The organism is Paenibacillus sp. KS1 (assembly GCF_001680695.1).
GTDB lineage: Bacteria > Bacillota > Bacilli > Paenibacillales > Paenibacillaceae > Paenibacillus_B > Paenibacillus_B suaedae.
Map to the genome: position 1 here is coordinate 26,396 of NZ_MAIS01000023.1, position 24,862 is coordinate 51,257.

Below are 24,862 nucleotides of genomic sequence, written 5' to 3' on the forward strand. Positions count from 1 at the left end.
TCATCATAATGCCGTTTGTGCCCGATTTTTCCGAGCTTTGCGGTAACATATCCATTCATTTCTTTTAAATCGTCTGATTTACTGACTTGTCGTTCATTATTCAACAAAGAACGCTTACCGAGCATATGCCCAGTAAGCGTTTGAACGCAATTTATACGGTTTTGATATCAATTCCGTGTGAATTCATCTCTTCACTTGGATGCTTTTATGAATCTGTCGTAATAACCTCTTCCAAAGCACTCATCACAGCTTGAAGCAATTCTTCATCCACATTTGCATGCAGCGCATTGTTCAATCTTTCCATATACAGATCCAATGCGTCTGACAGCTCCTTGTAGGACTTTTGAATGACCTTATTATAGTGAGTGAGGATATGTTCGATAAATTGTTGCCGATGAGCTTCTGTTACCCGCTTAACCGCCTGCATCGCCTGCAGCTCTAGCGCCTGTCTAAGTTCGCTGCGTCCGCTGCCTTCGAAAAAGGTCTTACTATTGCGGAAATAACCACGAATCCACCGCGTTGTTACATTCGGCAATTCCAGCTCACCTGATACCTCAGGCGTTGGCCAAGCCCTCATATCCACATCAGCCGGTGAGTACCCGGGCAGCTGCTCCATTATGGCTTGCTGCAGGCGATCGTGATAGCTCATTACGAGCTTCTTGGCTCCTTGTTCCATCCGCAATGAGGTTGCATACAGTTCATTCACAAGCTCTTTGCTAAATAGGCGAATCCATTCCACATAACAGCGCTGCAGCGCATTATCTATATCCCGATCATCTCTGCGCAAGGAAGCCGGATTGAAGGCGTGAGAGAACATATCACCGAAGCGGAATTGCAATCGTTGACCCACATGGTAGAGCAATTCATCTGCTTCCTGCTGGAATAGGCTTGATTCATCTCGCTCCAGCCACTCCGTGCAGCTGCGACGCGCTTGTTCGGCCAATGCTTGATAACGAATGACTTCCCGTTCACGCTCTGCTGCATCGGCATGTGAGGCATCCCACATCGCCTTCAGCTGTCTTGCTGCCCTATCCAGACTATTGTGAGCCGAATGAATACTGAGCTGAGTCAGCTCATTGCCTGCAAACTCTAGGAATGACTGCTCAAACTCACCAATACCCGACGTTCTAATCTTGTCCTTCTGTGCTTGCTGCTTGCCCTCCAATGCCTGCAAGCTCGAAATCGGAAATAGCCGCGGACTGCGCACACCGAATTCGCGCAGACGATCCTCCACATAATCCAGTACACTTGACAGCTCTTCAGGTGAGGCAGCAAGGTCAGATGCATTGACCACAAAGAACATTTTATCAAGCTCAAAGGCATCCTTCACCCGGCCCAGCTGCGTAAGGAATTGTCGATCAGCTTGGGAGAAGGCATGGTTATAGTACGTCACGAACAATATGATATCCGCCTGCTTCATGTATTCAAATGCAACGCCCGTGTGCCTCGCGTTAATGGAATCCGCACCCGGAGTATCTACGAATACGAAGCCTTGTCTCGTAAGCTCACTGTCTACGAACAAATCAATGCGCTCTACGAACGCTGATCTTGATTCATCACTCACAAATAAGCGATACTGTGCCTCATCAACCATTAGCTCCTGACCTAATAGGCCTCGAGCCTCATCTATCCCACGATCCACAGCCTGAATGAATCGATAATATGGCCGCCCAGACGGATGAATTGTCTCTGGACGAATTCGCGCAAGCGAATGGAGCACTTCATCCATGTTCATGGTAGATGCATTAGGCTCGCCCAAGGTCTCCAGCGCATAGCGAAGGTCATCAAGCAGCTTCGCTTCGCGCTTCATTGTTACGCGAGCCGTGCCATGCGGATGCTCATCTGTCGCTGCCTCGATCGTATTAATTGCGGCTGTTGTCGGGTTAGGTGATACTGGCAGTGCATCTTGCCCGATAAGGGCGTTCGCGAACGATGATTTGCCAGCGCTGAACGCACCGAATAAGGCAACCGTAAAGCGATTCTCGTCGAGCCGCTTAGCCTTCTCTCGCATCTCTGCTGCGAGCATCTGCATTGATTCCAGCCGTTCAAGCACACCTGCTGCTTGCTCCAGCTTCTGAGCAGTATAGATCAGCTTGCGTCGAACTTGGCTAGGAGCAGCAGCCTCTGACCGCTGTTCTGTTCCACTAGGAGCTGACCCATGATCAGTAAGATTGCGCTCAGGGTCTTTTATAAAAGATTGATCTTGGGCATGTCTATCCAGATTACCGCTTGTCCCAAGCCCATCAGCCTCTGTAGACAACTCCAACCATGATTCAACGATTGCCTGCTTATCTGAACGTCTCTGCTGTACGTGATCAATTATGCCACTACCGGCCGGAGCATTGTGAACGCGTTCCTGGTTCCTGGCCTCTGCAGCATGCTGCTGGTCTACTACCTTCTCCTTGCTGTTTGCTTCCTGCTTCAAGCTGTGAATATCGGGAAGAAGACCGATCCAGCCACATTCCAGCTTATCAGCAGGCAGCCATAATTGTATGGCTTGAACCAATTCCGATTCTATCCCTGTAGTAGCTTGTAGGCGATTCTCCACTTCCGAGAATTCGAGGGAGAGCTCGCTCATGGAAGCAAGCTTAGATTCTGCCCGCGTAAGCTCTTCACGATATTGACGGAGCTTGATCTCTAGTAATGGCTCTGCCACTGTCAAAGCGGCTCTACGCAGCATCGCGCGTGCTTCATCAGCTATTGATCTGCAATAATTCAAGGTATACTCAGGTGAACCGCTCGCTCCCTCTGACACCGAATCAGCAAGCCAGGAATCACCTAGATCAGGCATGGCTTGCTCCATCGCAGCCGATGCCTCCTGCTCGTTTGCTCCTACCTCTTCAGCCAGCGAGCGAATCATTTGGATGAGATGAACCTCAACATTTGCCCGCAACCCTTCCTTCCAGATGGATGTGAAGGACTGCAGTCGTTGCGTGCGTTCATTGTCTGTCTTCGCACTGGAGAATAAGAAACCGACCTTGAAGCCAGGCTTGCGGGATTCTAAATATGACTGCGCCTGTTCACGCATTACTGCAGGCGTAACATTCGCATTACTAAGCAGCTGTTGCACTTGCTTCTGGAACGATGCATTTACTTCCTGCTCCTGAGCTGTAAGCTCTGCAATGCGCTGTTCCGTTAGATGCAGCTGTTCCTTCCAAGCAGCCAAGGAGGCTTCGTCGCCTATACGTTCCACTAGCTGTTCACGTTTACTTACAAACGGCTCCTTTAAAACCTTTGCATGGGCAGACACGAGCTCACGTGCCGCACGTAAGATACCATATCGAACGAGCGGCAGCCGTTCTCTCGCTGTCTGACGAACATAGGCTTCTAATGCATTCCATTCATTCAATGGATGTTCTGGCTGCCTTACAGAGATATAGAATACGCCTTCGGGCTTCAACTGCCATGCATCAAGTGCACTTCGGACATCGCTCTGATACGATTCGAAGGTAAGCTCCTGCTCCCTGTGCTTGTCGATTTGATTCACAATCCAGATAAGCGGCTTACCTGCATCTGCAACCTCCTTCGCGAATGCGAAGTTCGTCTCCGACTGGACGTGATTATAGTCCGTCACATAGAACACAATGTCAGCCAGATGCATGGCTTCCTCCGTAGCTGCTCGATGTGCCGCATCTGTAGAATCTACTCCGGGTGTATCCAGCAGAGCAACGCCTTGCTTCAACCAATCAATTTCATCAAAGAGAACGACACGTTCTATACCAGCACCATCACGGCACACATCATCCAGCTGCTCGAATTGCACAGGCTCTTCAAGAACCGTTCCATCTTGTTCAGATCTGCGTAGAACCCGCGCCTGACGCTCTCCGTAGCGGAGCGTAACCACGTTCGCACTCGTTGGAATCGGACTCGACGGGAGCAGCTGCTTGCCGCATAATGCATTAATTACACTTGATTTGCCTGCCGAAAAGTGTCCACAAAACGTGACCATCACAATCGCTTCCTGCCACTTCTTCGCAAGCTCAGTCATCTTCTCGGCGTGCTGCACATCTCCCCTATGCCGCATCTGATCCGCTGTATGCTTCAGCCATTTTCCGAGTTCATCGCTATCTCTTTCCACAATGGCCGAATTGGTGTGCAACCTCGCATTCATCTTCTCCATTCACGTCTCCCTCACCGCTTTTATCCTAACGGAACACGAATTGTCGTTATTTTTGCGCATAGAAAAAACCGAGTAATCGGCTTCCTCTTTTTGCCTTATACTCGGTTTCTAGTGTACCATATTTTGCTGTTCGGGGAGAATGATTTCGAATTGTTCTCCGCGCTGTAAAATAGTAATGCCTGAATCTTTCACGCGCATTACGACAACATCACGTTTTTGACGCATACGTTCTACATACTGATCAGGAACTTGTCCAGCTGCATATACCGTAACGCCGTCAATCTCACGTTCTTCATCCTCTTGCATAGGTGTTTGCATAATCTTTTCATAAATATTAGAGAATTGTTCAAAATCATTCGTGTATACCGAAATACATTTCATCACGACCGACTCCCATCCACGTTCTTATAGTTTCCAGTCTTTCTAGGTTTGGTCGCTTTCATACGTATTTTACCCTCTCGACAGCTATCTAACAGCGGACAAATGTCACATTTGGGGGATTGCGCTTTGCAATGATAACGTCCAAAAAAGATTAACCGGTGATGCGTATCTGTCCATTCCTCACGGGGAATTTTACGCATCAGCTTTTTCTCCACTTCCAACACACTATCGTCTTCGTTGGCAAGTCGCAAGCGCTTGGAGACGCGCTCGACATGTGTGTCCACTGCTATTGCAGGAACACCGAAGGCGTTGGATACGACCACATTGGCCGTCTTTCTGCCGACACCTGGAAGCTCTGTTAGCTGAGCATGCTCCCTTGGTACTTCACCCTCATATTTATCTATGAGCATGCGGCATAGTTTTTGAATATTTTTGGCCTTGTTGCGGAATAAGCCAATGCGCCGAATATCTGACTCCAGCTCTTCAAGCGGAACTGCTAGATAGTCTTCCGGTGTTTTATATTTCTGGAACAGCGTAGCTGTTACTTTGTTCACCGTCTCGTCCGTGCACTGCGCTGACAACAGGACTGCAATTGTCAATTCGAACGGATTGGCGTGAGTCAACTCGCAATGCGCGTCAGGGTACATCTGACCAATCGTATCGAGAATATGTCGGACGCGGGCACTTGTTGCCATCTGGAAGTCACCTCACCTTTCTATCCATTCTGCTTGACTATTCACATCTAAAAACCGTCTCACCCGCTAAGGTGAGACGGTTCGAAGTGAACCTAATCGTAGTTTAAGACACTTTCTCGATTTCAACAACCTGATCCTTAATAATATACAGCATAATATCGGTATCTTCTTTGATGGAAGACAGGCTGATTTTCTCGCCCTTCGAATGAATAGATGCATTCGGATGAACTTTGAATATATAATTGTTTTCAGCCATCGTGCGCTTTACATACAATTCATTTGTATTTGAATTATAGCGCCAGAAGCTGCGCTTCATTCCGCTGACCAGCTTCACAGCTGAAAGATCGCTTGTGTCCTTGCGCACCTCTACGCGGTCTCCTTCTTTCAAAGCGCTCAAATTCGAAGTAGAAGAAGAATTATCAACCTGAATCTGCGCGTTCTTGCCTACTTGGTGCACAGATAAGGAGCCAGCATTGTCGCGTACTCGAATTGCTCCGTTGTTTGTATCCACAGACTCTACTCGGCCATAAGTAACTTGAACTTGACGCACTTCCACGATAGAACGTCCGTCCATTACAACGTTGACATAGTCATTATCCTTCAAGTCTGCAATCTTGATCTCTTTATTATTCAGATCATAGATCTTGGCATTTCCCACATAAAAGTCCTCAACCTTCGAGTCGCTCGAGCGCAGACGAAGGCGATACCCCGACGCATCCCGATACGCAATATCGAATTGTAGCGTTTGCCGAACAGCGAGAGACGATAGTGTGGATTGATCATCCGTGAAGTAGGCAACTATTGTATCACCATTATTCACATCATTCAAGGTCACATTGTTTTTCCCATACTTTTCTACGCTTAGCTCAGTCCCCTTATAAGGCAGTGTTACCGTTTGTCCGTTCGCAAGCTTCATCGTCACTGTCTTCGCGGTAGAGCTTGCATAGACGAATGTTCCTTCGAATTTGTTGACGAGCTGCACCAGAAGCGCGTTTTTGGCCGTATGTTGCACATTCACCTTGCGTTTGCCATCCTTAAGCTGATTTGCGATATCCTCAAGTCCAACCTTGGAGCCGTTATTCTCAAAGCGAGTCTCATATGTGAGCTTAAAGACGTGAGGTTCTTTGCGCTCGTCAGTTACCATTAACAGTTTGTTCGTTTTATCGAAATCTACAACTGTAGCTCCAATTATCATTTCCGCCTTGCGGTTCATTACTTTGATGTTGGCAACCTGATCCTCGCTGTTCATGGCCAGCTCGACGCGATCTCCGTATTCTCCTGCGACAATATCGTCGAACGTTGGATTGTTCATTCCGTCAATTTCAATCTTTACATCACGAGCAAGCAGCTTCGCCACGAGTTCATTGTTTTCTTTTCGGATCGTGATGCTCGTTTTCGTCGCACCTTTTTCGTACAGCGTACCAGAAATCGTAACTTGTTGGGCATTTGTCAATTCGATTTCCGTTACGACGCTATTTTTCACCGTATAATTGACGCTGTCATTTTCCTTGATACTGCTTAGACCGGATAACAATTGATCCTTATACCGAACGTAAGCTCCCTCCACAACCGTGTAGGTTTCGCTCTCACCTTGTTCGTTCTTGATCGTCACGGAACGGTTTCTCACATCAATAGAAGTAATAGTACCTTTGGCCGATTTGTTGACAGGCCCAGACTTTACTTGAACCTCAATAATTTTGCGTTCATTCGTAAACGTTTCACGCTTGATGACAAGCTCACTGTCCGCCATCAGCTTAGAAGGATCGATCGTGTTGCCGCTGGCATCCTTGAATACAGTCGCGCTGTTGTCGTACACAATATCAGACAATGCATCAGTGCCATCCTTCGTGAAATACAGCTTCTTCTCTGAAGGCGCAACATACCTCAGCTTAACCGTTGAAGTTTCCACCTTCGGTTCAGCGTCTAATAATTCAACATATGCCGCGCTTCCCGATTGTCCAGCGACACGGATTTTCATGTATAGGCCAATATCGGAGGCATTGATCGCCTGCTCGCTGTCATTTTTATAGTACATCGTGTTTTTATCGCGGCGGAAGGTTGCTGTCTTGCCCTCTTCCGTATACAAGCGAATCTCTTGATCCGTTAGGCTCATCACATAACCGAATGATTCGAATGCGTGCTTTACCTTAGATACTTTTTCTCCGCGACTGAAGAATGTTGCAAGCTGCGCGCGCGTTACTTTGCCTTGCGGCTCGAATTTGTTGCCGCTCATTCCTGTAGTCAATTCCAGATCAACAGCAGTGTTGACATATCCTAATGCAGACGCGCTAATTTTGCTATTATCGGCAAATGTCGTTTTCTTCGTCTTTGCACGCTCTGCATCTGCTTGTTTTCCTACAGCACGAACCAAAATTTTCGTCACCCATTCACGGGTTGCCTTTTGATCGCCCCATGCTTGCTTCGGATCCGGCTTCGCCATCTCTTCTTCTTTGTCCAACAGCCCTTTTTGGAATGCCAGAACAATATACGGCTTGAAGAAATTCCCGACCTTAAAATCAGCAGGTAGTGCTACGGAATCTGCAGCATTCAATTCACCCTCAAGTCCCATATAGCGAATTGCCATTGTGATAGCTTCCTGCTGCGTTACATCGTCACCAGGACGGAACTTGCCGTTATTCCCCTTTAAAATATCCAATGCTGCAAGCTTATGTATATGTTTCTCTGCCCAATAACCAAGCTTAACATCGCTGAATATCGGACTTATACTCGAAGTTGATGTAACTTGATTCGTCTTTGTAGCGGTATTTGATTCAGCTGCCATCGCGAATTGCATAGATGTCAGCATCATGGATACGGCCAATAATGCACTTGTTAATGCTCGCGCTTTGCGCACACACGGTTTAGAATTTAATTGCATGATGCATCCCCTTCCACATATATTTCTTCGTAAGATGTTCTTTTTCGACAAGAACAGGGGCAATTCCTGCCCCTGTTCTCGAATAATTGTTGGTATTATTTTGTTCAATTACATGATTCGTGCAGATCTCTATGGACGCTTGATTGGATGTTTCAACGTAACATGGCCCATCAAGCTTTCATCTGACTTTCCATCTACCAGAATATCAATTGCCTTTACTTCATCGAATTGGAACAGCGTTTTAGTAAGAGCATCCAATGCAAAAGCCTCTCCGCCTGCTCCAAGATGACCCTCTTCCGGAATATGAATGTCAATGACTAGCGTTCCCTTATCCATTCCCACAGATTTGAAGTCGATCTTTTCCCACAACGGAATATCTTTATCATTGTCAGATGTCTTCAACGCTGAAAGTGCAGCTTGATACTTCTCGTCATCATTAGAGAACTGGATCATCTTCTTATACGACTTCAATTCCATCAGCTGATCATCAGAGACAAATACGTCAAGCGACATTTCTTGCTTGTCAGACTTCGTTTCTTGACCTTTGTCAGTTGTTGGCTGCTCAGGCTTCGTTGTCTCGTCTGACGGCTTTTCCTCGTTCGGCTGCTCTGTTGTCGGCTGCTCCGTCGTAGGTTGTTCAGCTGTTGGCTGCTCAGGTTGAGCAGCTCCATTTGTTGTCGGCTTAGCACCGCATGCACTTATAATTGTAATGGATAGAACTGCGGCAGCAAGTGCCCACCATTTTCGTGTCTTCATGAAGCACGACCTCCTTTACATCGTTCATAACGCAACAGATCGTCAAAGGTTGCATTTTTTATGGAATCAGGATACGCCCAAATATTCTTTAATCCCTTTGACAATGTTCTCCGCAACGCGCCATTGGAACTGGTCGTCATACATTTTTGGTTCGTCATTCGTGCTCGTCAAAAAGCCTATTTCGAGCAGAGCCGACGGCATCTTCGTTTCTCGAACGACATGGAGATCTCCAAATTTGATACCCCGATCCTTAAATTGCGTTCCATTCAATAAATTTTTGTGCAACGTCTTGGCAAGTGCTTCGCTGCTCTTGTGATAATAGAACGTCTCCGTACCTGTTACGGAAGGGCTATTTTTCGCACTGTTTCCATGTATCGATACGAATATATCCGCACCAATTTTGTTCGCAAGCGATGAACGATCCGATAATTCAGGGAAGGAATCGTCTTCGCGCGTCATGACAAGATTGATCTTATCTTCTTTACGAAGCAGTTCTCCGACTTTCAAGGAAAGTGCCAAAGTAAAGTCCTTTTCCGTCTTCTTCGTCAAGCTAAGCGCACCGGAGTCCTTACCTCCATGGCCTGCATCAATAACAACGGTATAAGTACCATTTGGTTTGTTTGGCGTTACAGGTGGTTTCGTTGTTCCGCCATTGCCGTTCCCATCGTCATTTCCACTCTTTTGATTCAGCGAAATGGTCGTCAAACCTTGATCATTCAGTGTGACTTCACCATTCAACGGGTAGTTCAAATCAATAACGAAGCGCGCTGTATTCGGCTTATCGCTGAACATTGCAAAGCGAATGCGCTGAACATCTGGGTAATCTGATACTACATATTCCCCTTGCCCATCTTTATTGAAACTATATTTTTCATAGAACTCGTCCGAGAACACTGCATTCGGCAAATCAATAACTACCCGGTTAGGGCTGTCCATCGTCATAATGCTCGGTCTTACATTACGATCTAAAGCAATATGTAATTGATTATTGTCAAAAGAAAAGTTCGTAACGACTGAAGCATTGTTATCTGGCTTTGCTTGGTCTCCACCATTACTGCCATTATCTCCATTGCCGTTGTCCGGCTTTGTCGGCTTGTCCTCATTGCCTTTATCAGGTGTTGGGGGCGTTACTTCGTCAGAAGTGAACATGTACACAGATTTGGTTGAGTTATCCCAATCCACTTTCAATCCCATATTCTCCCCGATAAAACGAAGTGGGACTAGTGTAGTCTCGCCTTTAATAACCGGTGGTGCAACGAGTGTAACACTCTTGTTGTCAACTGTCGCCGTCTTCTGATTGACGGTGAGATTCATGCTTCTGCTATTATCATTTATAGCTACCGTCTTCGCCTTCTGATTCCAATCAACCTTATAACCCAACTCTTCAGAAACGACGCGAATCGGGACCATGACCGAATTGTTCAGCATCAAAATATTCTCTGACATCGCCAAAGAATTTCCATTCAAGTACAAGCTCGTATTAGGTGCAGCTTGTCCCAGCGTAGGAAACACTAAACACAACAGCATTAATAGCAATCCAACCGCAAATTTTTGTTTTTTCTGCATCTTCACCTCTACATCCTTTCGTCATGTTCCGCACTATTCTATTTGTCTATTAAGAACGGACGTAATATTAGACGTATAAAAAGTACAAAAGTTGCGTAGTTTCTACATTTTTTGGCTAAAATAAACCTGCTAAAATATCCCTTGTTTTCACTGTAAATCACCTACTCCCACATGGCAAGACAAAAATTGCACATCTGAACATAAATATTGACATGATTCGTAACAATAAAAAAAAGACCGTTCTCTATTTCGCACCTGATCATACAAAAAGTGCAAATAGAAAACGGTCTCCACGTCATTAAAAGTATCAACTTCTAGTAGCAGAAATAATCAAGAACATGGGTCTGCGCAGCTCATCAGTCATCCCGGGTATTTCTCGCAGCATTTTCTCAGATGGAGTCGGCTCCTTCACTGCACGTATCGTAAATCCCGCATCGATCAAGTTACTCATATACGTAGCGAACGTTCGATGATACTTAACGACATCCTCCGTTAAGAAGGCCGTTTCACGCTTCCCTTCATCCTGATAGCCATCCACTGCCCAATGGAGGATATTCCCTTGCTCATCGTAGACCCAATCTTGTTCATTGCGCGAAGTGAAGATCGGATGCTCGACCGAGAACAGAAACACGCCCCCTGGTTTTAAGCTGTGATAGACTTTGTCACAAATCGTATCGAACGACTCAATATAATGAAAGGCTAACGAACTAATCACCACATCAAATTGCTCATCTGCAAACTGAATGTCTTCAATTGGCATTTGTAAATAGGAGATTGACGAATCATTTGTCAATTCACGTGCTTTCTGCAGCATTTTCTCTGAAATATCAACCCCTATTACAGAGTCGGCATGCTGTTCTCGGGCATATCTACAATGCCAGCCGAAGCCGCAGCCCAGATCTAGCACACTCTTGTAGCGCAAATCTGGAATTAGTGACTGTAATACATGCCATTCTCCCGCTCCTTCTAGCCCATGGATAGAACGTGGCATATTCTCATATGCGGCAAAGAAATTCGCATCATCGTATTTGTTTTGCTTCATTTATTATTCATCTCCTATATCCATGCGTTGTCATGGACGAAATCCGGAATCCATTTTCTTTTCTATTTTACAATATGTATTTCTTCTCAAATAGGAAAAAGTCCGTTATGTGCCGCATGCTACTTACTAATCTTAATCTGCTACTCGACGCTTATACAATAAAATCCCTGGAACGCCGAAGCGAATCCAGGGATTGTAATACCTTTTATTATCAACTGTGCTTATACGACTGGGTAAGCGACACGCCCCGCATTCGCAGCTTCGTATGCAGTAATTGCATCTTCATGCTTCAGCGTCAATCCGATATCATCGAGACCTTGCAGCAAAAATTGGCGACGGTGCTCATCCAGATCGAAAGTGTAGTTCAATCCGTACTCATCCGTAATTGTCTTCTCTTCCAAATTCACGTCCAGACGATAGCCGTCCTTCTCCGCTGCACGACGGAATAGTTCATCAACCTGCTCTTCTGACAGCTTAATAGGAAGAATACCATTCTTGAAGCAGTTATTGTAGAAAATATCTGCGAATGATGGAGCGATAACACAGCGGAAGCCATAATCAAGAATCGCCCATGGTGCATGCTCACGTGAAGAACCGCAACCGAAATTCGCACGGGACAGTAATACGGAAGCTCCTTCATATTGCGGCTGGTTTAAGGTGAAGGAAGGAATAACGTTGCCCGCCTCGTCGAATCTCCACTCGTAGAACAAGAACTGGCCGAATCCGCTCCGTTCAATACGCTTCAAAAATTGCTTAGGAATGATTGCATCTGTATCCACGTTGACCCGATCAACTGGGGCAACAAGACCGTTCAATGATGTAAATGGTTGCATGATTCGTTCCTCCCTTAGTTCAATACTTCCGCTTTGATTTCCCAGTTGCGCACATCAACGAAATGCCCCTTGATTGCCGCTGCTGCTGCCATTGCTGGCGATACCAAATGCGTACGTCCACCGCGGCCTTGACGTCCTTCGAAGTTACGGTTGGAAGTCGAGGCACATCGTTGTCCTGGCTGGAGCACATCCGGGTTCATGGCAAGACACATACTGCATCCAGCATCACGCCATTCGAAGCCCGCTTCCACGAATACTTGATCCAATCCTTCTTTCTCCGCCTGAAGCTTAACCCGGCCAGAGCCTGGAACGACGATAGCCGTTACCTTATCGCTCACCTTGTAGCCTCTAGCTACCTCAGCCGCTGCACGCAAATCCTCAATACGACCATTTGTGCAGGAGCCGATAAATACATAGTCGACAGCAATTTCAGTCATCGGCGTACCAGGTGTCAGATCCATATATTCAAGCGCTTTCTCAGCAGCCTTACGTTCATTTTCGGTTGTAAAATCAGCAGGGTTCGGTACATTCGACGTAATATCGGTACCCATACCTGGGCTCGTTCCCCAAGTCACCTGTGGGATAAGCTGATCCATATCCACTTCAACAACAACATCATAAGCAGCGCCCTCATCGGTTACATAGCTCTTCCACTCTGCAACAGCAGCATCGAAAGCTTCGCCTTGAGGCACATACTGACGATCACGCAAGTATTGGAATGTTGTCTCGTCTGGTGCGATTAGACCAGCACGTGCACCCGCTTCAATGGACATATTGCACACAGTCATTCTCTCTTCCATCGTCAATTCGCGGATTGATTCGCCTGTGTATTCAATGACATACCCAGTTGCAAAATCAGTGCCGTTCTGCGCAATGAAGCCCAAGATCATATCCTTCGCAGTAACGCCTGGCTTGCGCTTGCCAACGAAGCGCACTTCCATCGTCTTCGACTTCGCTTGCTGCAAGCATTGTGTAGCCATTACATGCTCAACTTCGCTTGTGCCAATTCCGAACGCAAGGGCGCCGAATGCACCGTGCGTCGACGTATGGCTATCCCCACAGACAATCGTCTTCCCTGGATGAGTAAGACCAAGCTCAGGCCCCATAACGTGCACCACGCCTTGATCAATGCTGTCCAGGTCGAACAGCGTAACACCAAAGTCTGCACAGTTCTGTGATAATGTATCGATCTGCTGCTTCGAGATTGGATCTGTTATGTTGAACCGATCCTTCGTCGGTACATTATGATCCATTGTTGCAAATGTAAGATCCGGACGTCTTACCTTGCGGCCGCTCAAGCGCAATCCTTCAAAAGCTTGCGGGGATGTTACCTCGTGCACCAAATGCAAATCAATGTATAAAATGCTTGGTTTGCCTTCTTCTTGCACGATGACGTGCCGATCCCAAATCTTCTCGTACATGGTCTTCTTTATCGTCATTTCCTTCACCTCTCCGCGATTTTACGCTTCTCTCTCTATTTCTCTTGCCACCAAATATAGCATTTCTTTCTTCATTGATCCAAGATATAATATCTATAATTACAATAGGTTTAACCTATAAGCTATCCAGAGGAAGGATGAACGGACATGGAATTTAGACAGCTGCTCTATGCCGTCCAAATTGCACAGGAGAGGAACTTCTCCCGGGCTGCTGAGAAGCTGCACATCGCACAGCCTTCATTAAGCCAGCAGTTGTCGAAGCTAGAGAAGGAAATTGGCGTCCTCTTATTTCAACGGACGACCAATTCAGTGGAACTCACACATGCAGGAGAGATATTCGTCGACCGCGCGCAGAAGATGCTCGATGCGATGGAACAGTTGAAGAACGAAATGGCCGATATCAGCCAAACGAAGAGGGGAAAGGTGGTTATCGGGACAATGCCGATTACGGGATCCCATATCCTCCCCCATGTCCTTCCTCAATTCCATAAACGCTATCCAGCCATCGATCTGGTACTCGTAGAGGATACTTCGACGTCCAACCTGGAGCGAATGACGGCCCAAGGCAAAAATGATCTATGCCTGCTATCTCTGCCCTTAACGGATGATACTCTTACCTATCGACCTGTCGTGGGAGAGGAGATTCTGCTGGCAATCCCCCCTCAGCATTCTCTTGCCAAGCAGCATTGCGAATGTTCTGAGCCAAGTCCGGTGTCCTTATCAGACCTCCGAGACGAGCCCTTCATTCTCTTGAAGCGTGGTCAAGGATTCCGGCAAATTACCGTACAATTGTGCCAGGAAGCCGGTTTTACCCCGAATGTCGTATTCGAGAGCACGAACATTGAGACCGTCCAGTCTCTCGTAGCAGCTGGTATGGGGGTTGCCTTAGTTCCTTCATTTATTGCGACTGCTCCTCGAAGCGAATTTGTTCCGTTATATCTTCCTCTGACAGGAAGACCTTCCCGTACGCTTGTTATCGCGTATCGTGAAGGCCGCTATATGTCCCATGCGGCAGAAGCCTTCATGCAGACACTGCAAGATACGATCACAGCCCGCTTCGGCTCGCGAGTTCGCGCCGGAGGAATGATGAATCAACCTAAGAAGTCTGAATGAGATCGTATCTCTATGTACGAATCAGCTCATCGATTCGCACTATGGCAATCCTGCAACCGCAACAGGGAATTGACCTAATGCAGCTGCGCGTCCAAGCAATACTCGTGCTGCAGCCCGCACATTGCTATCCGTCAGCCCATAAATCGCATAGCCGATTGGTATGTTAGCCAAAGCCTGAGCATCATAGGGAAGTCCTGCTGCAACGACTGCAACAGGCTTCTTTATTTGTTCAAGCTGAGCTACCAGCTTTTCAAGCAGTTTGATTCTACGAGGCTGTCGGTATACATCGTTCGTCACGATAACGACGGCATCTGCGGCTCTGATTGCATCGGTCAATCCTGTATCTTCAAGCTTACTCACTCGAACGTCTGTCACAGCCGAACGCACCTTGTTGCGATTAGCTGCTGCATGAGCTTCCTTCTCCTCCGCCCCAACATCTCGTCTTCCCTTCACCTCAGCTACTAATGCACGCTGCATCGCTTCCAAGCTGGCACTATCATGACCGACCAGAAGTACTTGGTTCATACTGGATGTAATCAGCTCACTGGGCTGATTAACAATAGAATCTGTCCCCCAACGTGTAGCAGCCTGTTCCGCTATGCGCTTCATTAATCCCTGCGCCTGATTGGAAGCAATAAATGATTGGGCTTTCCCAATCGCTTGTTCCACATTTAATTGAGAAGCCTGCTTTGCATTCGTCACCTTATACTTCAACTTTAAGTGCAAGATGCGACGCACACTCTCATCAATGCGCTGCTCGGTCAATGTCCCCTCTTCTATCGCTTTATGAATCGCAGCTATTGCCTGATGCGGCTTAGGGGGCATCAAGAGCACATCTGCACCTGCTTGGATGGACATTACAGCAGCTTTATCCGAACCAAAATGATCCGCGATCGCCTTCATATTCAATGCATCCGTAATAATGGCCCCCTGAAAATGCAATTGATCACGCAAAATATCTGTAAGGACACGGGAAGATAGTGTAGCTGGAATCGTGATGAGTGAGCCATCTTTTTGAGAGGAGGTTGTCTTCGGCTCAAGTTGAGGAACCTGAATGTGAGCGGACATAACCATATCCACTCCTTCTTCAATGGCTGCCTTGAAGGGCAACCATTCTACTTGCTCGAACCGCTTCAAGTCATGAGTCAACTGAGGTAGTCCCACATGCGAATCAGTACGTGTCGAGCCGTGCCCAGGGAAGTGTTTCACAATGGCGGGCATGCCGCTATAATGTGCTCCCTGTACATAGGCGCGTACGTACGCAGACACCTGTTTAGGCTCAGAGCCAAATGAGCGAAGTCCGATGACGGGATTGTACGGATCATCATTTACATCAGCAACAGGGGCAAAATTTAGGTTGAAGGAGAGCAACTGCATGAGGCTGCCCGTTTCAATAGCCGTTTCCTTCGCAAGCTGGGGTTGTCCAGTCGCAGCAATCGCCATATTTCCATTCCAATCGCCAGTGAACAGGATACGATTTACTACTCCCCCCTCCTGATCTACGCCAATCCAGAGTGGGATACGGGATGAGCGGAGCATTTGGACATTGTCTTCAATCGTTTGCCCCACAGTCTTGATGTCATCTTTGAATAAAATAACGCCTCCAGGAGCCAGTTCATGAAGGATATTCGACAGCGCTTGGTTAGGCTTCTCAGCAGTAAGCGCAGATAAGTGAACCAAAAACATTTGGCCAATTTTCTCGTCTAAGGTGAGTGCTTGCAGCCATTTTTCCACTTGAATGTTGTCTTCTGCAGAGCCGTTTACAATTTTCTGGTCAAATGAAAAATCCGAACCCTTCAATTGGATCGCATCCGTACCGTTTTGATGAAGGACTCTACCATCACCATCTATACCCAGCACCCAATCTACCACATGAGCGCCATATCTAGACCAGACTAGAAGGAGCACACCTATTGTACATCCAAGAATGAGAAAAAGAAGACGTGCTTGACGACGTTTACGAGATGTGTCTGCCCGCTTATGCCGCTCTTTTCTCGACATCATACACGATCAAGCAATGGAGCAGAAGCATAGGAAGCCGTAGCAGATTGATAAAGCGATTCTCTACGATCAGCGAACACAGGAATTCGCCCCCGCACCTCTTGTACGAGCGACAGAGAGATCGGTGCCTGCACAAATGCCTCCTGTTCCCCTGATGAAGCAAGTGTATCCCCCCATGGATCAATAATTGCCGAATGTCCGAAGAAAGCTGTCTCTTGTCCGGAAGCGCCCTTGCTCGTACCGACTCGATTGCAGGCTACCACATACATTTGATTTTCAATGGCTCTCGCAGTCAACAGCGTCTTCCAATGATGAAGCCGTGGATGCGGCCACTCAGCTGGAACAAATAGAACTTCTGTACCTTGGAGCGCCATTGTTCGGGTCCATTCCGGGAAACGGAGATCATAACAAATAATAACTCCACACTTCACACCATCTAGGGTAAACGTCCCGAGCGCATTTCCGGAAGATAAATAAACATGTTCATCCATCAACTGGAACAAATGAACCTTGTCATAGGCGCCAACAATGTCGCCGTTACGATTTGCTGCATACACCCGGTTGTAGATCTGGTCGCCTTCACGAACCGATACGGATCCACCTACAATGTTTACACCATATCGTGCAGCAAGCATCGTGAGCATTTGCTTCGTCTGCTGTCCATTTACATCTGCTATTTCGTGAATCCGCTCAAGTGCATAACCTGTATTCCACATTTCTGGAAGCACAATGACGTCCGGCTTCGAATCTCTCTCCATTGCTTTGCCGATCCATTGAATAACGTTCTCCATATTTTTGTCCGGTTCGCCGATTGCAACATCCATTTGAATCGCACACACATTCCATAATTGTTCCATCGTATACACTCCTTCTCTCGGCTTTCAGCATGCATTTGTTCTTCGGTAGCACTTTCTACCATCCATCATACCTTTTCATGGATTGGAGTCAAGATGGGTACGTTAAGGAAGCAAGCGGAATCAAAAATAAACAACGAATAATCACCCACCGCGGTCTTGAAAGGATGAAAAGTAGCATGCGCAGTTGTTGTATGGTCAAATGGGTCGTAGCTATTGCTCTCTTACTTGTATGCAGCACAAGTACACTGATGACGAATTCTGTATCCGCATGGGCACCGAGTGAAGGCAGCGATTCGGCTGCAAGTCCTCAGATCCAACTGTTCGATATTAAGGCACAACGGATTGTGAAGACGTTCCCTAACAGCAAGGAGTTCCAAGCAGTCGCTGCTTCTTGGCTCAAGTCGATAACTGGACTGTCCCCTCAGCTCACGATTGGGCATCAATGTGGATATATCGTACGTATCCCATTAACATCAGTGGCTGATGTGGTTCTTCCAAGAGAGACGGTGCAGATAAAAGACGTATTTCTTATCTATTGCCCAGATAAAGATCCGCTGCTGCTCGTATTCTCGAAGGAACGCAAGCCCTATTTGCTGCGATTAAATTTAGATGTCAAACCATTTATGCAGCAGCTATTGACAACAGAACCGACAGGAAAGGCTGAAAAATCGAGCGGATAAGTTGTATTTAAAGAAAAACCGTATGTAAGCTACGGAAATCGATGAAAAAAAAGGGTATACACTTCAGTGGAAACATGCTAAATTATCGTTATTATTTTGATAACCGATAACGAATCCGGTTGCTGGAGTGGATAAGACATGTTAGAAGAAACATACCGTTCTATCTCGATCAAGCCGGCCGCACGCATGAACCGGCTTCCGAAGCAATTCTTTGCCCAGCTTGTGCAGCGGACGAACGCTCGCATCGCTGACGGTCATGATGTCATCAATCTTGGTCAGGGCAATCCTGACTTGCCAACTGCTCCTCATATTGTGACTGCGCTGCAGGAAGCAGCAACTGACCCAATCAATCATAAATACCCTCCATTCAGTGGACATCGCTACTTGAAGGAAGCGATAGCCAAGCGGTATAAGGAAGACTATAATGTGGATCTCGATCCCGATACAGAAGTAGCCGTATTGTTCGGAGGCAAGACGGGACTCGTTGAAATCAGTCAAATTCTGCTTAACGCAGGCGACGTCTGCCTCGTTCCAGATCCAGGCTATCCTGATTATTGGTCTGGCGTTGCCCTTGCTGGTGCTGACATGGTCATGATGCCATTGTTGGAAGAAAATCAATTCCTTCCAGATTATGAACGGATTACGAAGCAGCAGCTAGAACGGGCTAAGCTAATGTTCCTGAACTATCCGAACAATCCAACGGCAGCGACTGCAAGTTCTGATTTCTATGCGGACACCGTGCAATTTGCAGCGAAGTATAATATCGTCGTTGCCAGTGATTTCGCATATGGATCGATTGGATTTGACGGAAAACGGCCTGTGAGCTTCCTACAGACGCCTGGCGCGAAGGAAGTCGGTATCGAATTCTACACGATGTCTAAGACTTACAACATGGCCGGGTGGCGAGTTGCATTTGCTGTTGGCAATAAAGAACTTATCCGCCTTATCAATCTGATGCAGGATCACATGTATGTTAGCCTGTTCGGTGCTGTTCAGGCTGCCGCTGCCGCCGCATTGACCGGTTCGCAGCAACCAGTTCATGAACTGTGTGCGACATATGAACAGCGCAGGAATGTATTCTTCAAGGAGCTTCATCGCATTGGCTGGGAAGCCGTTCCATCGGCAGGATCCTTCTTCGCTTGGCTCCCAGTGCCTAAGAATTTCACCTCTGCCCAATTCGCAGACTTGCTTCTGGAGCGTTCCAATGTTGTAACCGCGCCAGGCATCGGATTTGGCGAGCATGGAGAGGGCTACGTCCGGGTCGGACTACTCGCGCCAGAGGAGCGATTATGCGAAGCTGCCGAGCGAATTGGAAGACTATCGCTATTCTAAGCTAGATCAGTGCAATGATGCTGTCCCGGTTCATGATCGGGCTTATCAACAATTTCATTGTGTTTCTAACTAAAGGAATCTTCTGTCACCTGCCTTTATACAGGATTCGCCTTCTTTACTCCATTGGAATCACATGGTATTCTATTCGTAATACACTCATTGCTCTCATGGAGCAGCGGGTGCCAGAGTGAATACCCTTATCGTGATGACAGGACCAGTACGTAATGAAGGTCGCGTTCAGAGAGCGGAATGCCATAGGCTGCAAGCATCCGCCGCAGAGCCATTACAGAACCTATCCTTGAGCGGTCAGCATAAGCGTTACGCGTGAAGCTGAACGGCTGCCTCCGTTATAGGCGATCAAGTGGGATGGTTTCTGCATGATCATGAATCTGCGATCAACGCAGTTCAGGTATATGCTCTAGGAACCCTCAATGAAGGTGGTACCGCGGAAGTGTGACTTTCGTCCTTTAGAGGACGAGGGTCTTTTTTTATACCCATAATCCGTTTTCGCGACATCACTGTTCGGCATTCCCTTGATCCATTCACATCATCGTATTACAATCTGGTACCGGCAATCGTGAGATGTATGATACTTATACTCATGAGAGTCAAAGAATCAGGAAGTGAATGAATGATGGAACAGTGTCAACGAATTGTAGTGAAAATTGGAAGCAGCTCGCTTACCTCTGAGCATGGCGGCTTAAATCGAGAACATATTGAATTCTACGTACACGAGCTCGTCTCTCTTATGGAACGTGGTGCACATGTCGTGCTCGTCACCTCAGGTGCCGTTGCAGCCGGATTTCGACATATTGGATATATGACTCGTCCGAAGCTTCTCCATGAGAAGCAGGCTGCTGCTGCAGTCGGTCAGGCGCTGCTAATGCAGGCCTACCAAGAACAATTCCAGAAGTACAGCATTCCTTCAGCACAGCTGCTGTTAACTCGGCCAGACTTCGCCAATCGCAAGCGCGGCCATAATGCCCAGATGACAATGGAGGAACTGCTGAAGCAGCGTGTCGTCCCTATCATTAATGAGAATGACACCGTATCTGTTGAGGAACTCAAGTTTGGTGATAACGATACGCTCTCAGCACTGGTTGCGAATCTTGTTCATGCTGATCGGCTAGTGATTATTACAGATACGGACGGGTTGTATACTGCCGATCCCCGTTCCAATCCGAATGCAAAGCGATTCGACAGAGTCGAGGAAATTAACGAGGAAATCTACGCATATGCTGGAGGAGCCGGCTCATCTGTCGGTACGGGCGGCATGCGTTCGAAGCTAGATGCAGCACGTATCGCCATGCGTGGCGGTGTACCTGCCTTTGTTGGCCGGGTCAATGAGCCAGGTGATTTGCTCCTTGCTGTGGACGGTATTGGCAAGGGTACCTATTTCGATACTCACCTGCACGCATTGCCGATGAAGAAGCAATGGCTTGGCTTCCACTCTACCCCACATGGACAAATTATTGTCGATGAAGGCGCTGAACGGGCATTGATATCACGAGGATCAAGTCTGCTGCCTGCTGGTATTCGAGGAGTCGAAGGCGACTTCCACCCTGGAGATGTGGTTGAGGTGTCTGGTGAGGATGGACGTGTGATTGGCAGAGGCATCGTCAATTACGAAGCCGATCAATTAAAGATTGCAGCGGGCTGGTCTACGGATGAGGTTCTCAATCGCATCGAGGTTCCGCGCATTGAAGTGATACATCGAGATGAATGGGTCACACTACGATCATAGAGGGAGGCATGTACGATGAGTGAAGTACTTTCCAAGGCTACGTTAGCGAAAGAAGCAGCCGCAGTTATGAACCGACTGACAACCGATCAGAAGAATGAAGCATTATTGAGAATGGCGGATCTGCTTGTCCAACATGCAGATTCGATTATTGAAGCAAACGCAAAAGATCTAGAACGAGGGAAGCAGCAGGGAACATCAGATTCTCTATTGGATCGCCTTGCACTAAATGAGGCAAGAATTGAAGATATGGCAGAAGGATTGCGCCAGATCGCCGAACTGACAGATCCTGTTGGAGATGTTCTTGAGAAAATTGACCGTCCCAACGGCTTGCATATTGAGAAAATCCGTGTGCCACTAGGTGTAATTGGCATGATCTATGAAGCGCGTCCGAATGTCACCGTGGATGCGGCTGGCCTGTGTCTTAAGACAGGCAATGCGGTCGTACTGCGCGGAGGCTCTTCTGCGCTGGAATCTAACAAGCGCATTGTCGCTGTGCTGCATGAAGCGCTAAAGCTCACTTCTGTTCCGGTTGAAGCCTTGCAGCTAATCGAAGATGCGGATCGTGCTTCTGTTGACGAGATGTTGAAATGTAACGGCTTGCTGGATGTCGTCATTCCGCGCGGTGGTGCATCGCTCATTCAGAATGTCGTTCAAAATGCAACTGTACCCGTTATCGAGACCGGAGCAGGTATTTGTCACACCTATATTGACCAGTCCGCTGATCCGGAGATGGCCGAAGCAATTGCATTCAACGCGAAAGTGCAGCGCCCTTCCGTATGCAACTCTATGGAGACACTGCTCGTACATGAACAATTTGCAGAGCGCCATCTGACAGGATTGCTTGAAGGATTTGACACACATCGTGTTGAACTGCGCGGCTGCGAGCGAACAATCGCCTATGCGCCATGGGCTAAGAAAGCATCCGAACAGGATTATGCAACAGAATATAACGACTATGTACTGAACGTGCGCGTCATTGACTCGCTTGATGAAGCACTTGAGCATATCGCTCGCTATGGCACGAAGCACTCCGAATGTATTGTGACCGAGAACAAAGACCGTGCCAGCCGTTTCTTAAGGGAAGTTGATGCTGCTGCTGTCTACCATAATGCATCAACGCGGTTCACAGATGGGTTTGAATTCGGATTTGGTGCTGAGATCGGCATTAGCACACAGAAACTACACGCAAGAGGTCCAATGGGCCTACCTGCCCTAACGTCCACGAAGTATCGGATATATGGCAAAGGTCAAATTCGCGAGTAACATCGCACGCCAGTACTATTTTCCATTTAAGTGTTGGCAAGAAGGGAGAGGAATGGACATCATGAATGAAATAAAAACACAAGAGAAGGACACATTCCGGTCTCTTCACTTTAGTATTTTCGGTGCAGGATCAATTGCCGAAGCGATTGTGAGAGGAGTACTTGCGAAGCAGCTGACTGAGCCTTCGCAAATCTCCATGATCAATCGCAGCAATAACGAACGGCTTCTGCAGTTGAAGCAGAAGTATGGCGTCACGATTGAGCTCTCATCAGAAGGCAAACAGCAGCTCTTGCAGGAAGCAGATGTCATTGTATTGTGCATGAAGCCGAAGGATACCGCAGGAGCACTTCATGAGTTGAAGCCGCTTCTCCGCCCCGGAACGCTTATCATTTCTGTGATTGCTGGTCTATCGCTTCATGCCATTGCGCATATTCTTGGTCCAGTTGCCGCTGTTCGCACCATGCCGAACACATCGAGCACGATTGGTCTCGGTGCGACTGCAATCTGCTGTTCGGATGCGGTCAATGACACACAGCGCGCCATCGCGATGGCGATGTTCGAAGCAGTCGGCATCGCAGTTGAAGTTGAAGAGCAGCACATGAATATCGTGACCGGATTATCTGGCAGCGGCCCTGCTTATTTGTACTACGTCATGGAAGCGATGATACAAGCAGCTGTAGATGGGGGACTTACAAAAGAGGATGCGCGGGATTTAACCGTCCAGACTGTTCTAGGTGCGGCTGAAATGGTACGGCTAACACAGGAAGAACCTGCTGAGCTGCGCCGCAAGGTGACCTCCCCTGGCGGCACGACACAAGCTGCAATAGACGTCATGAATACCCATCATGTAGGCAGAACCATCGTTTCTGCTGTGCACCGCGCTGCAGAACGATCTCAGGAAATGGAACACCAAATTGGGAGGGAAATCGAATGAAAGATCACTGCGTCGCCACCTATCGGCTGTTCGATGATCGTGCAGACTTTCATAAGAAGGCCGAAGGAATTGCCGTTGGATTGACGGTCGGGAGCTGGACCGAGCTCCCTGAGGCGAGAAAGGCCGAGATGTCGAAGCATCTCGGCAAGGTAATCTCGATTGAGGAACATCCATCAGATGTCCTTGGGGAACGCTACGCGGATATTGCAATTGCTTATCCGGACATTAACTTTAGCCCTGACATTCCTGCCCTGCTCGTTACGGCCTTCGGCAAGCTGTCCATGGATGGTCGGATTAAGCTTCTGGATCTTGATTTTTCCGATACATTTACAGCTTCATTTCAAGGGCCTAAGTATGGAATCGATGGAGTTCGCGAACTGCTGGGCGTCCAAGACCGTCCACTGTTAATGAGCATTTTCAAGTCTGTCATCGGTCATGATCTAGCAGCATTGAAGGAGCAGTTCTACCAGCAAGCACTTGGCGGAGTTGATTTGATCAAGGATGACGAGATTTTATTTGAAAATCCCCTCACACCGATCGACATGCGTGTCCGCGCATGTATGGAAGCTGCCGCTCGTGCCGAACAAGTGACGGGCAAGAAATTGCTATATGCCGTAAACCTAACAGGGTCTACGTTCTCCCTTCGTGAACAAGCACTCCGTGCAATCGAAGCTGGAGCAAATGCCTTGCTCTTCAACGTATTAAGCTACGGATACGATGTCCTGCATGGATTGAGCCAAGATCCTGATATTACAGTTCCAATTGCCGCTCATCCTGCACTTGCCGGTGCCTACTACCCAGCGAAGGAGCATGGAATTGCCGCCCCACTTCTGCTTGGCAAACTCATGCGATTAGCTGGTGCTGATCTCGTACTCTTCCCTTCCCCATATGGTTCGGTCACAATGCCGAAAGAAGAGACGCAAGGAATCCGTCACGCTCTTACCAGTGTAAATGATTCATTTGGAGCGATACATAAGAGAAGCTTCCCTGTGCCTTCCGCGGGTATACATCCTGGCTTGGTTCCGTTTATTATTCAAGATTTCGGCAACGATGTTGTTGTCAATGCCGGAGGCGGTATTCACGGCCATCCAATGGGAACAGCTGCAGGCGGGTATGCGTTTGTCGATGCCATTGATGCCGTCTTGAAGGGTGACACCTTAGAAGCACGAGCTGCTATTTCTGAACCATTGGCTGCCGCAATTGGATTGTGGGGTGTGAAGAAGTGAGC

At 47.6% G+C, this 24,862-nt stretch carries 18 protein-coding genes; 7 read left to right on the forward strand and 11 right to left on the reverse strand.

Features of this window, described 5'->3' with window-relative positions:
• Positions 1-205: 205 nt before the first annotated feature.
• The 9 genes from BBG47_RS09995 to leuC form a co-directional block, all read right to left on the reverse strand.
• Positions 206-4,120, reverse strand: coding sequence for a dynamin family protein (locus BBG47_RS09995; RefSeq protein ID WP_254659794.1), 3,915 nt, complete (start codon positions 4,118-4,120; stop codon positions 206-208).
• Between the two features lie 108 nt (positions 4,121-4,228).
• Positions 4,229-4,501, reverse strand: coding sequence for a hypothetical protein (locus tag BBG47_RS10000; RefSeq protein ID WP_021254621.1), 273 nt, complete (start codon positions 4,499-4,501; stop codon positions 4,229-4,231).
• Complete coding sequence (gene nth, locus BBG47_RS10005; protein ID WP_065291629.1) at positions 4,501-5,196, reverse strand: endonuclease III; 696 nt, start codon at positions 5,194-5,196, stop codon at positions 4,501-4,503. Before nth ends, BBG47_RS10000 begins: the two co-directional genes overlap by 1 nt.
• Positions 5,197-5,299: 103 nt before the next feature.
• Positions 5,300-8,074: an S-layer homology domain-containing protein gene (locus tag BBG47_RS10010; RefSeq protein WP_065291630.1), complete on the reverse strand. Its 2,775-nt coding sequence runs from the start codon at positions 8,072-8,074 to the stop codon at positions 5,300-5,302.
• Between the two features lie 129 nt (positions 8,075-8,203).
• A complete protein-coding gene (locus tag BBG47_RS10015; protein ID WP_065291631.1) occupies positions 8,204-8,830 on the reverse strand; it encodes a GerMN domain-containing protein in 627 nt (208 codons plus the stop codon).
• Positions 8,831-8,896: 66 nt separating this feature from the next.
• Positions 8,897-10,396: an N-acetylmuramoyl-L-alanine amidase family protein gene (locus tag BBG47_RS10020; protein WP_065291632.1), complete on the reverse strand. Its 1,500-nt coding sequence runs from the start codon at positions 10,394-10,396 to the stop codon at positions 8,897-8,899.
• 307 nt (positions 10,397-10,703) lie between these two features.
• Positions 10,704-11,438: a class I SAM-dependent methyltransferase gene (locus BBG47_RS10025; protein WP_065291633.1), complete on the reverse strand. Its 735-nt coding sequence runs from the start codon at positions 11,436-11,438 to the stop codon at positions 10,704-10,706.
• A gap of 221 nt (positions 11,439-11,659) precedes the next feature.
• The gene (leuD, locus tag BBG47_RS10030) at positions 11,660-12,271 is read right to left on the reverse strand and encodes a 3-isopropylmalate dehydratase small subunit (protein ID WP_065291634.1); all 612 of its coding nucleotides are present in this window, start codon (positions 12,269-12,271) and stop codon (positions 11,660-11,662) included.
• Between the two features lie 14 nt (positions 12,272-12,285).
• A complete protein-coding gene (gene leuC, locus BBG47_RS10035) occupies positions 12,286-13,710 on the reverse strand; it encodes a 3-isopropylmalate dehydratase large subunit (RefSeq protein WP_021259150.1) in 1,425 nt (474 codons plus the stop codon).
• Positions 13,711-13,857: 147 nt separating this feature from the next.
• On the opposite strand from leuC, the gene BBG47_RS10040 reads away from it, so the two are divergent.
• Entirely contained in the window at positions 13,858-14,823 is a 966-nt protein-coding gene (locus tag BBG47_RS10040; protein WP_065291635.1) for a LysR family transcriptional regulator, read from the forward strand.
• A gap of 39 nt (positions 14,824-14,862) precedes the next feature.
• Here BBG47_RS10040 and BBG47_RS10045 read toward each other — a convergent pair whose 3' ends face one another.
• Positions 14,863-16,827, reverse strand: coding sequence for a glycoside hydrolase family 3 N-terminal domain-containing protein (locus tag BBG47_RS10045; protein WP_083189210.1), 1,965 nt, complete (start codon positions 16,825-16,827; stop codon positions 14,863-14,865).
• The gene (locus BBG47_RS10050; RefSeq protein WP_065291637.1) at positions 16,824-17,681 is read right to left on the reverse strand and encodes a carbon-nitrogen family hydrolase; all 858 of its coding nucleotides are present in this window, start codon (positions 17,679-17,681) and stop codon (positions 16,824-16,826) included. Before BBG47_RS10050 ends, BBG47_RS10045 begins: the two co-directional genes overlap by 4 nt.
• Before the next feature lie 176 nt (positions 17,682-17,857).
• Between BBG47_RS10050 and BBG47_RS10055 the strand changes: the two genes are divergently transcribed.
• From BBG47_RS10055 to BBG47_RS10080, 6 genes are all read left to right on the forward strand, one after another.
• The gene (locus BBG47_RS10055) at positions 17,858-18,361 is read left to right on the forward strand and encodes a type IV secretion system protein VirB6 (protein WP_065291638.1); all 504 of its coding nucleotides are present in this window, start codon (positions 17,858-17,860) and stop codon (positions 18,359-18,361) included.
• 138 nt (positions 18,362-18,499) lie between these two features.
• The gene (locus BBG47_RS10060; RefSeq protein ID WP_065291639.1) at positions 18,500-19,693 is read left to right on the forward strand and encodes a pyridoxal phosphate-dependent aminotransferase; all 1,194 of its coding nucleotides are present in this window, start codon (positions 18,500-18,502) and stop codon (positions 19,691-19,693) included.
• 634 nt (positions 19,694-20,327) lie between these two features.
• Positions 20,328-21,437 (forward strand): glutamate 5-kinase, encoded by a 1,110-nt coding sequence (proB, locus tag BBG47_RS10065; RefSeq protein WP_065291653.1) that lies wholly within the window; start codon positions 20,328-20,330, stop codon positions 21,435-21,437.
• A 15-nt stretch (positions 21,438-21,452) separates the two neighbouring features.
• Positions 21,453-22,700: a glutamate-5-semialdehyde dehydrogenase gene (locus BBG47_RS10070; RefSeq protein WP_065291640.1), complete on the forward strand. Its 1,248-nt coding sequence runs from the start codon at positions 21,453-21,455 to the stop codon at positions 22,698-22,700.
• Positions 22,701-22,752: 52 nt separating this feature from the next.
• Complete coding sequence (proC, locus tag BBG47_RS10075) at positions 22,753-23,634, forward strand: pyrroline-5-carboxylate reductase (RefSeq protein WP_083189212.1); 882 nt, start codon at positions 22,753-22,755, stop codon at positions 23,632-23,634.
• Positions 23,631-24,860 (forward strand): 2,3-diketo-5-methylthiopentyl-1-phosphate enolase, encoded by a 1,230-nt coding sequence (locus BBG47_RS10080; protein ID WP_065291641.1) that lies wholly within the window; start codon positions 23,631-23,633, stop codon positions 24,858-24,860. Before proC ends, BBG47_RS10080 begins: the two co-directional genes overlap by 4 nt.
• Positions 24,861-24,862 lie beyond the last annotated feature (2 nt).

Coding starts and splice junctions, on each gene's coding strand:
- BBG47_RS09995 (WP_254659794.1), bottom strand. CDS start 4,120: ATGGAGAAGATGAATGCGAGGTTGCACACCAATTCGGCCATTGTGGAA.
- BBG47_RS10000 (WP_021254621.1), bottom strand. CDS start 4,501: ATGAAATGTATTTCGGTATACACGAATGATTTTGAACAATTCTCTAAT.
- nth (WP_065291629.1), bottom strand. CDS start 5,196: ATGGCAACAAGTGCCCGCGTCCGACATATTCTCGATACGATTGGTCAG.
- BBG47_RS10010 (WP_065291630.1), bottom strand. CDS start 8,074: ATGCAATTAAATTCTAAACCGTGTGTGCGCAAAGCGCGAGCATTAACA.
- BBG47_RS10015 (WP_065291631.1), bottom strand. CDS start 8,830: ATGAAGACACGAAAATGGTGGGCACTTGCTGCCGCAGTTCTATCCATT.
- BBG47_RS10020 (WP_065291632.1), bottom strand. CDS start 10,396: ATGCAGAAAAAACAAAAATTTGCGGTTGGATTGCTATTAATGCTGTTG.
- BBG47_RS10025 (WP_065291633.1), bottom strand. CDS start 11,438: ATGAAGCAAAACAAATACGATGATGCGAATTTCTTTGCCGCATATGAG.
- leuD (WP_065291634.1), bottom strand. CDS start 12,271: ATGCAACCATTTACATCATTGAACGGTCTTGTTGCCCCAGTTGATCGG.
- leuC (WP_021259150.1), bottom strand. CDS start 13,710: ATGACGATAAAGAAGACCATGTACGAGAAGATTTGGGATCGGCACGTC.
- BBG47_RS10040 (WP_065291635.1), top strand. CDS start 13,858: ATGGAATTTAGACAGCTGCTCTATGCCGTCCAAATTGCACAGGAGAGG.
- BBG47_RS10045 (WP_083189210.1), bottom strand. CDS start 16,827: ATGATGTCGAGAAAAGAGCGGCATAAGCGGGCAGACACATCTCGTAAA.
- BBG47_RS10050 (WP_065291637.1), bottom strand. CDS start 17,681: ATGGAACAATTATGGAATGTGTGTGCGATTCAAATGGATGTTGCAATC.
- BBG47_RS10055 (WP_065291638.1), top strand. CDS start 17,858: ATGCGCAGTTGTTGTATGGTCAAATGGGTCGTAGCTATTGCTCTCTTA.
- BBG47_RS10060 (WP_065291639.1), top strand. CDS start 18,500: ATGTTAGAAGAAACATACCGTTCTATCTCGATCAAGCCGGCCGCACGC.
- proB (WP_065291653.1), top strand. CDS start 20,328: ATGGAACAGTGTCAACGAATTGTAGTGAAAATTGGAAGCAGCTCGCTT.
- BBG47_RS10070 (WP_065291640.1), top strand. CDS start 21,453: ATGAGTGAAGTACTTTCCAAGGCTACGTTAGCGAAAGAAGCAGCCGCA.
- proC (WP_083189212.1), top strand. CDS start 22,753: ATGGACATCATGAATGAAATAAAAACACAAGAGAAGGACACATTCCGG.
- BBG47_RS10080 (WP_065291641.1), top strand. CDS start 23,631: ATGAAAGATCACTGCGTCGCCACCTATCGGCTGTTCGATGATCGTGCA.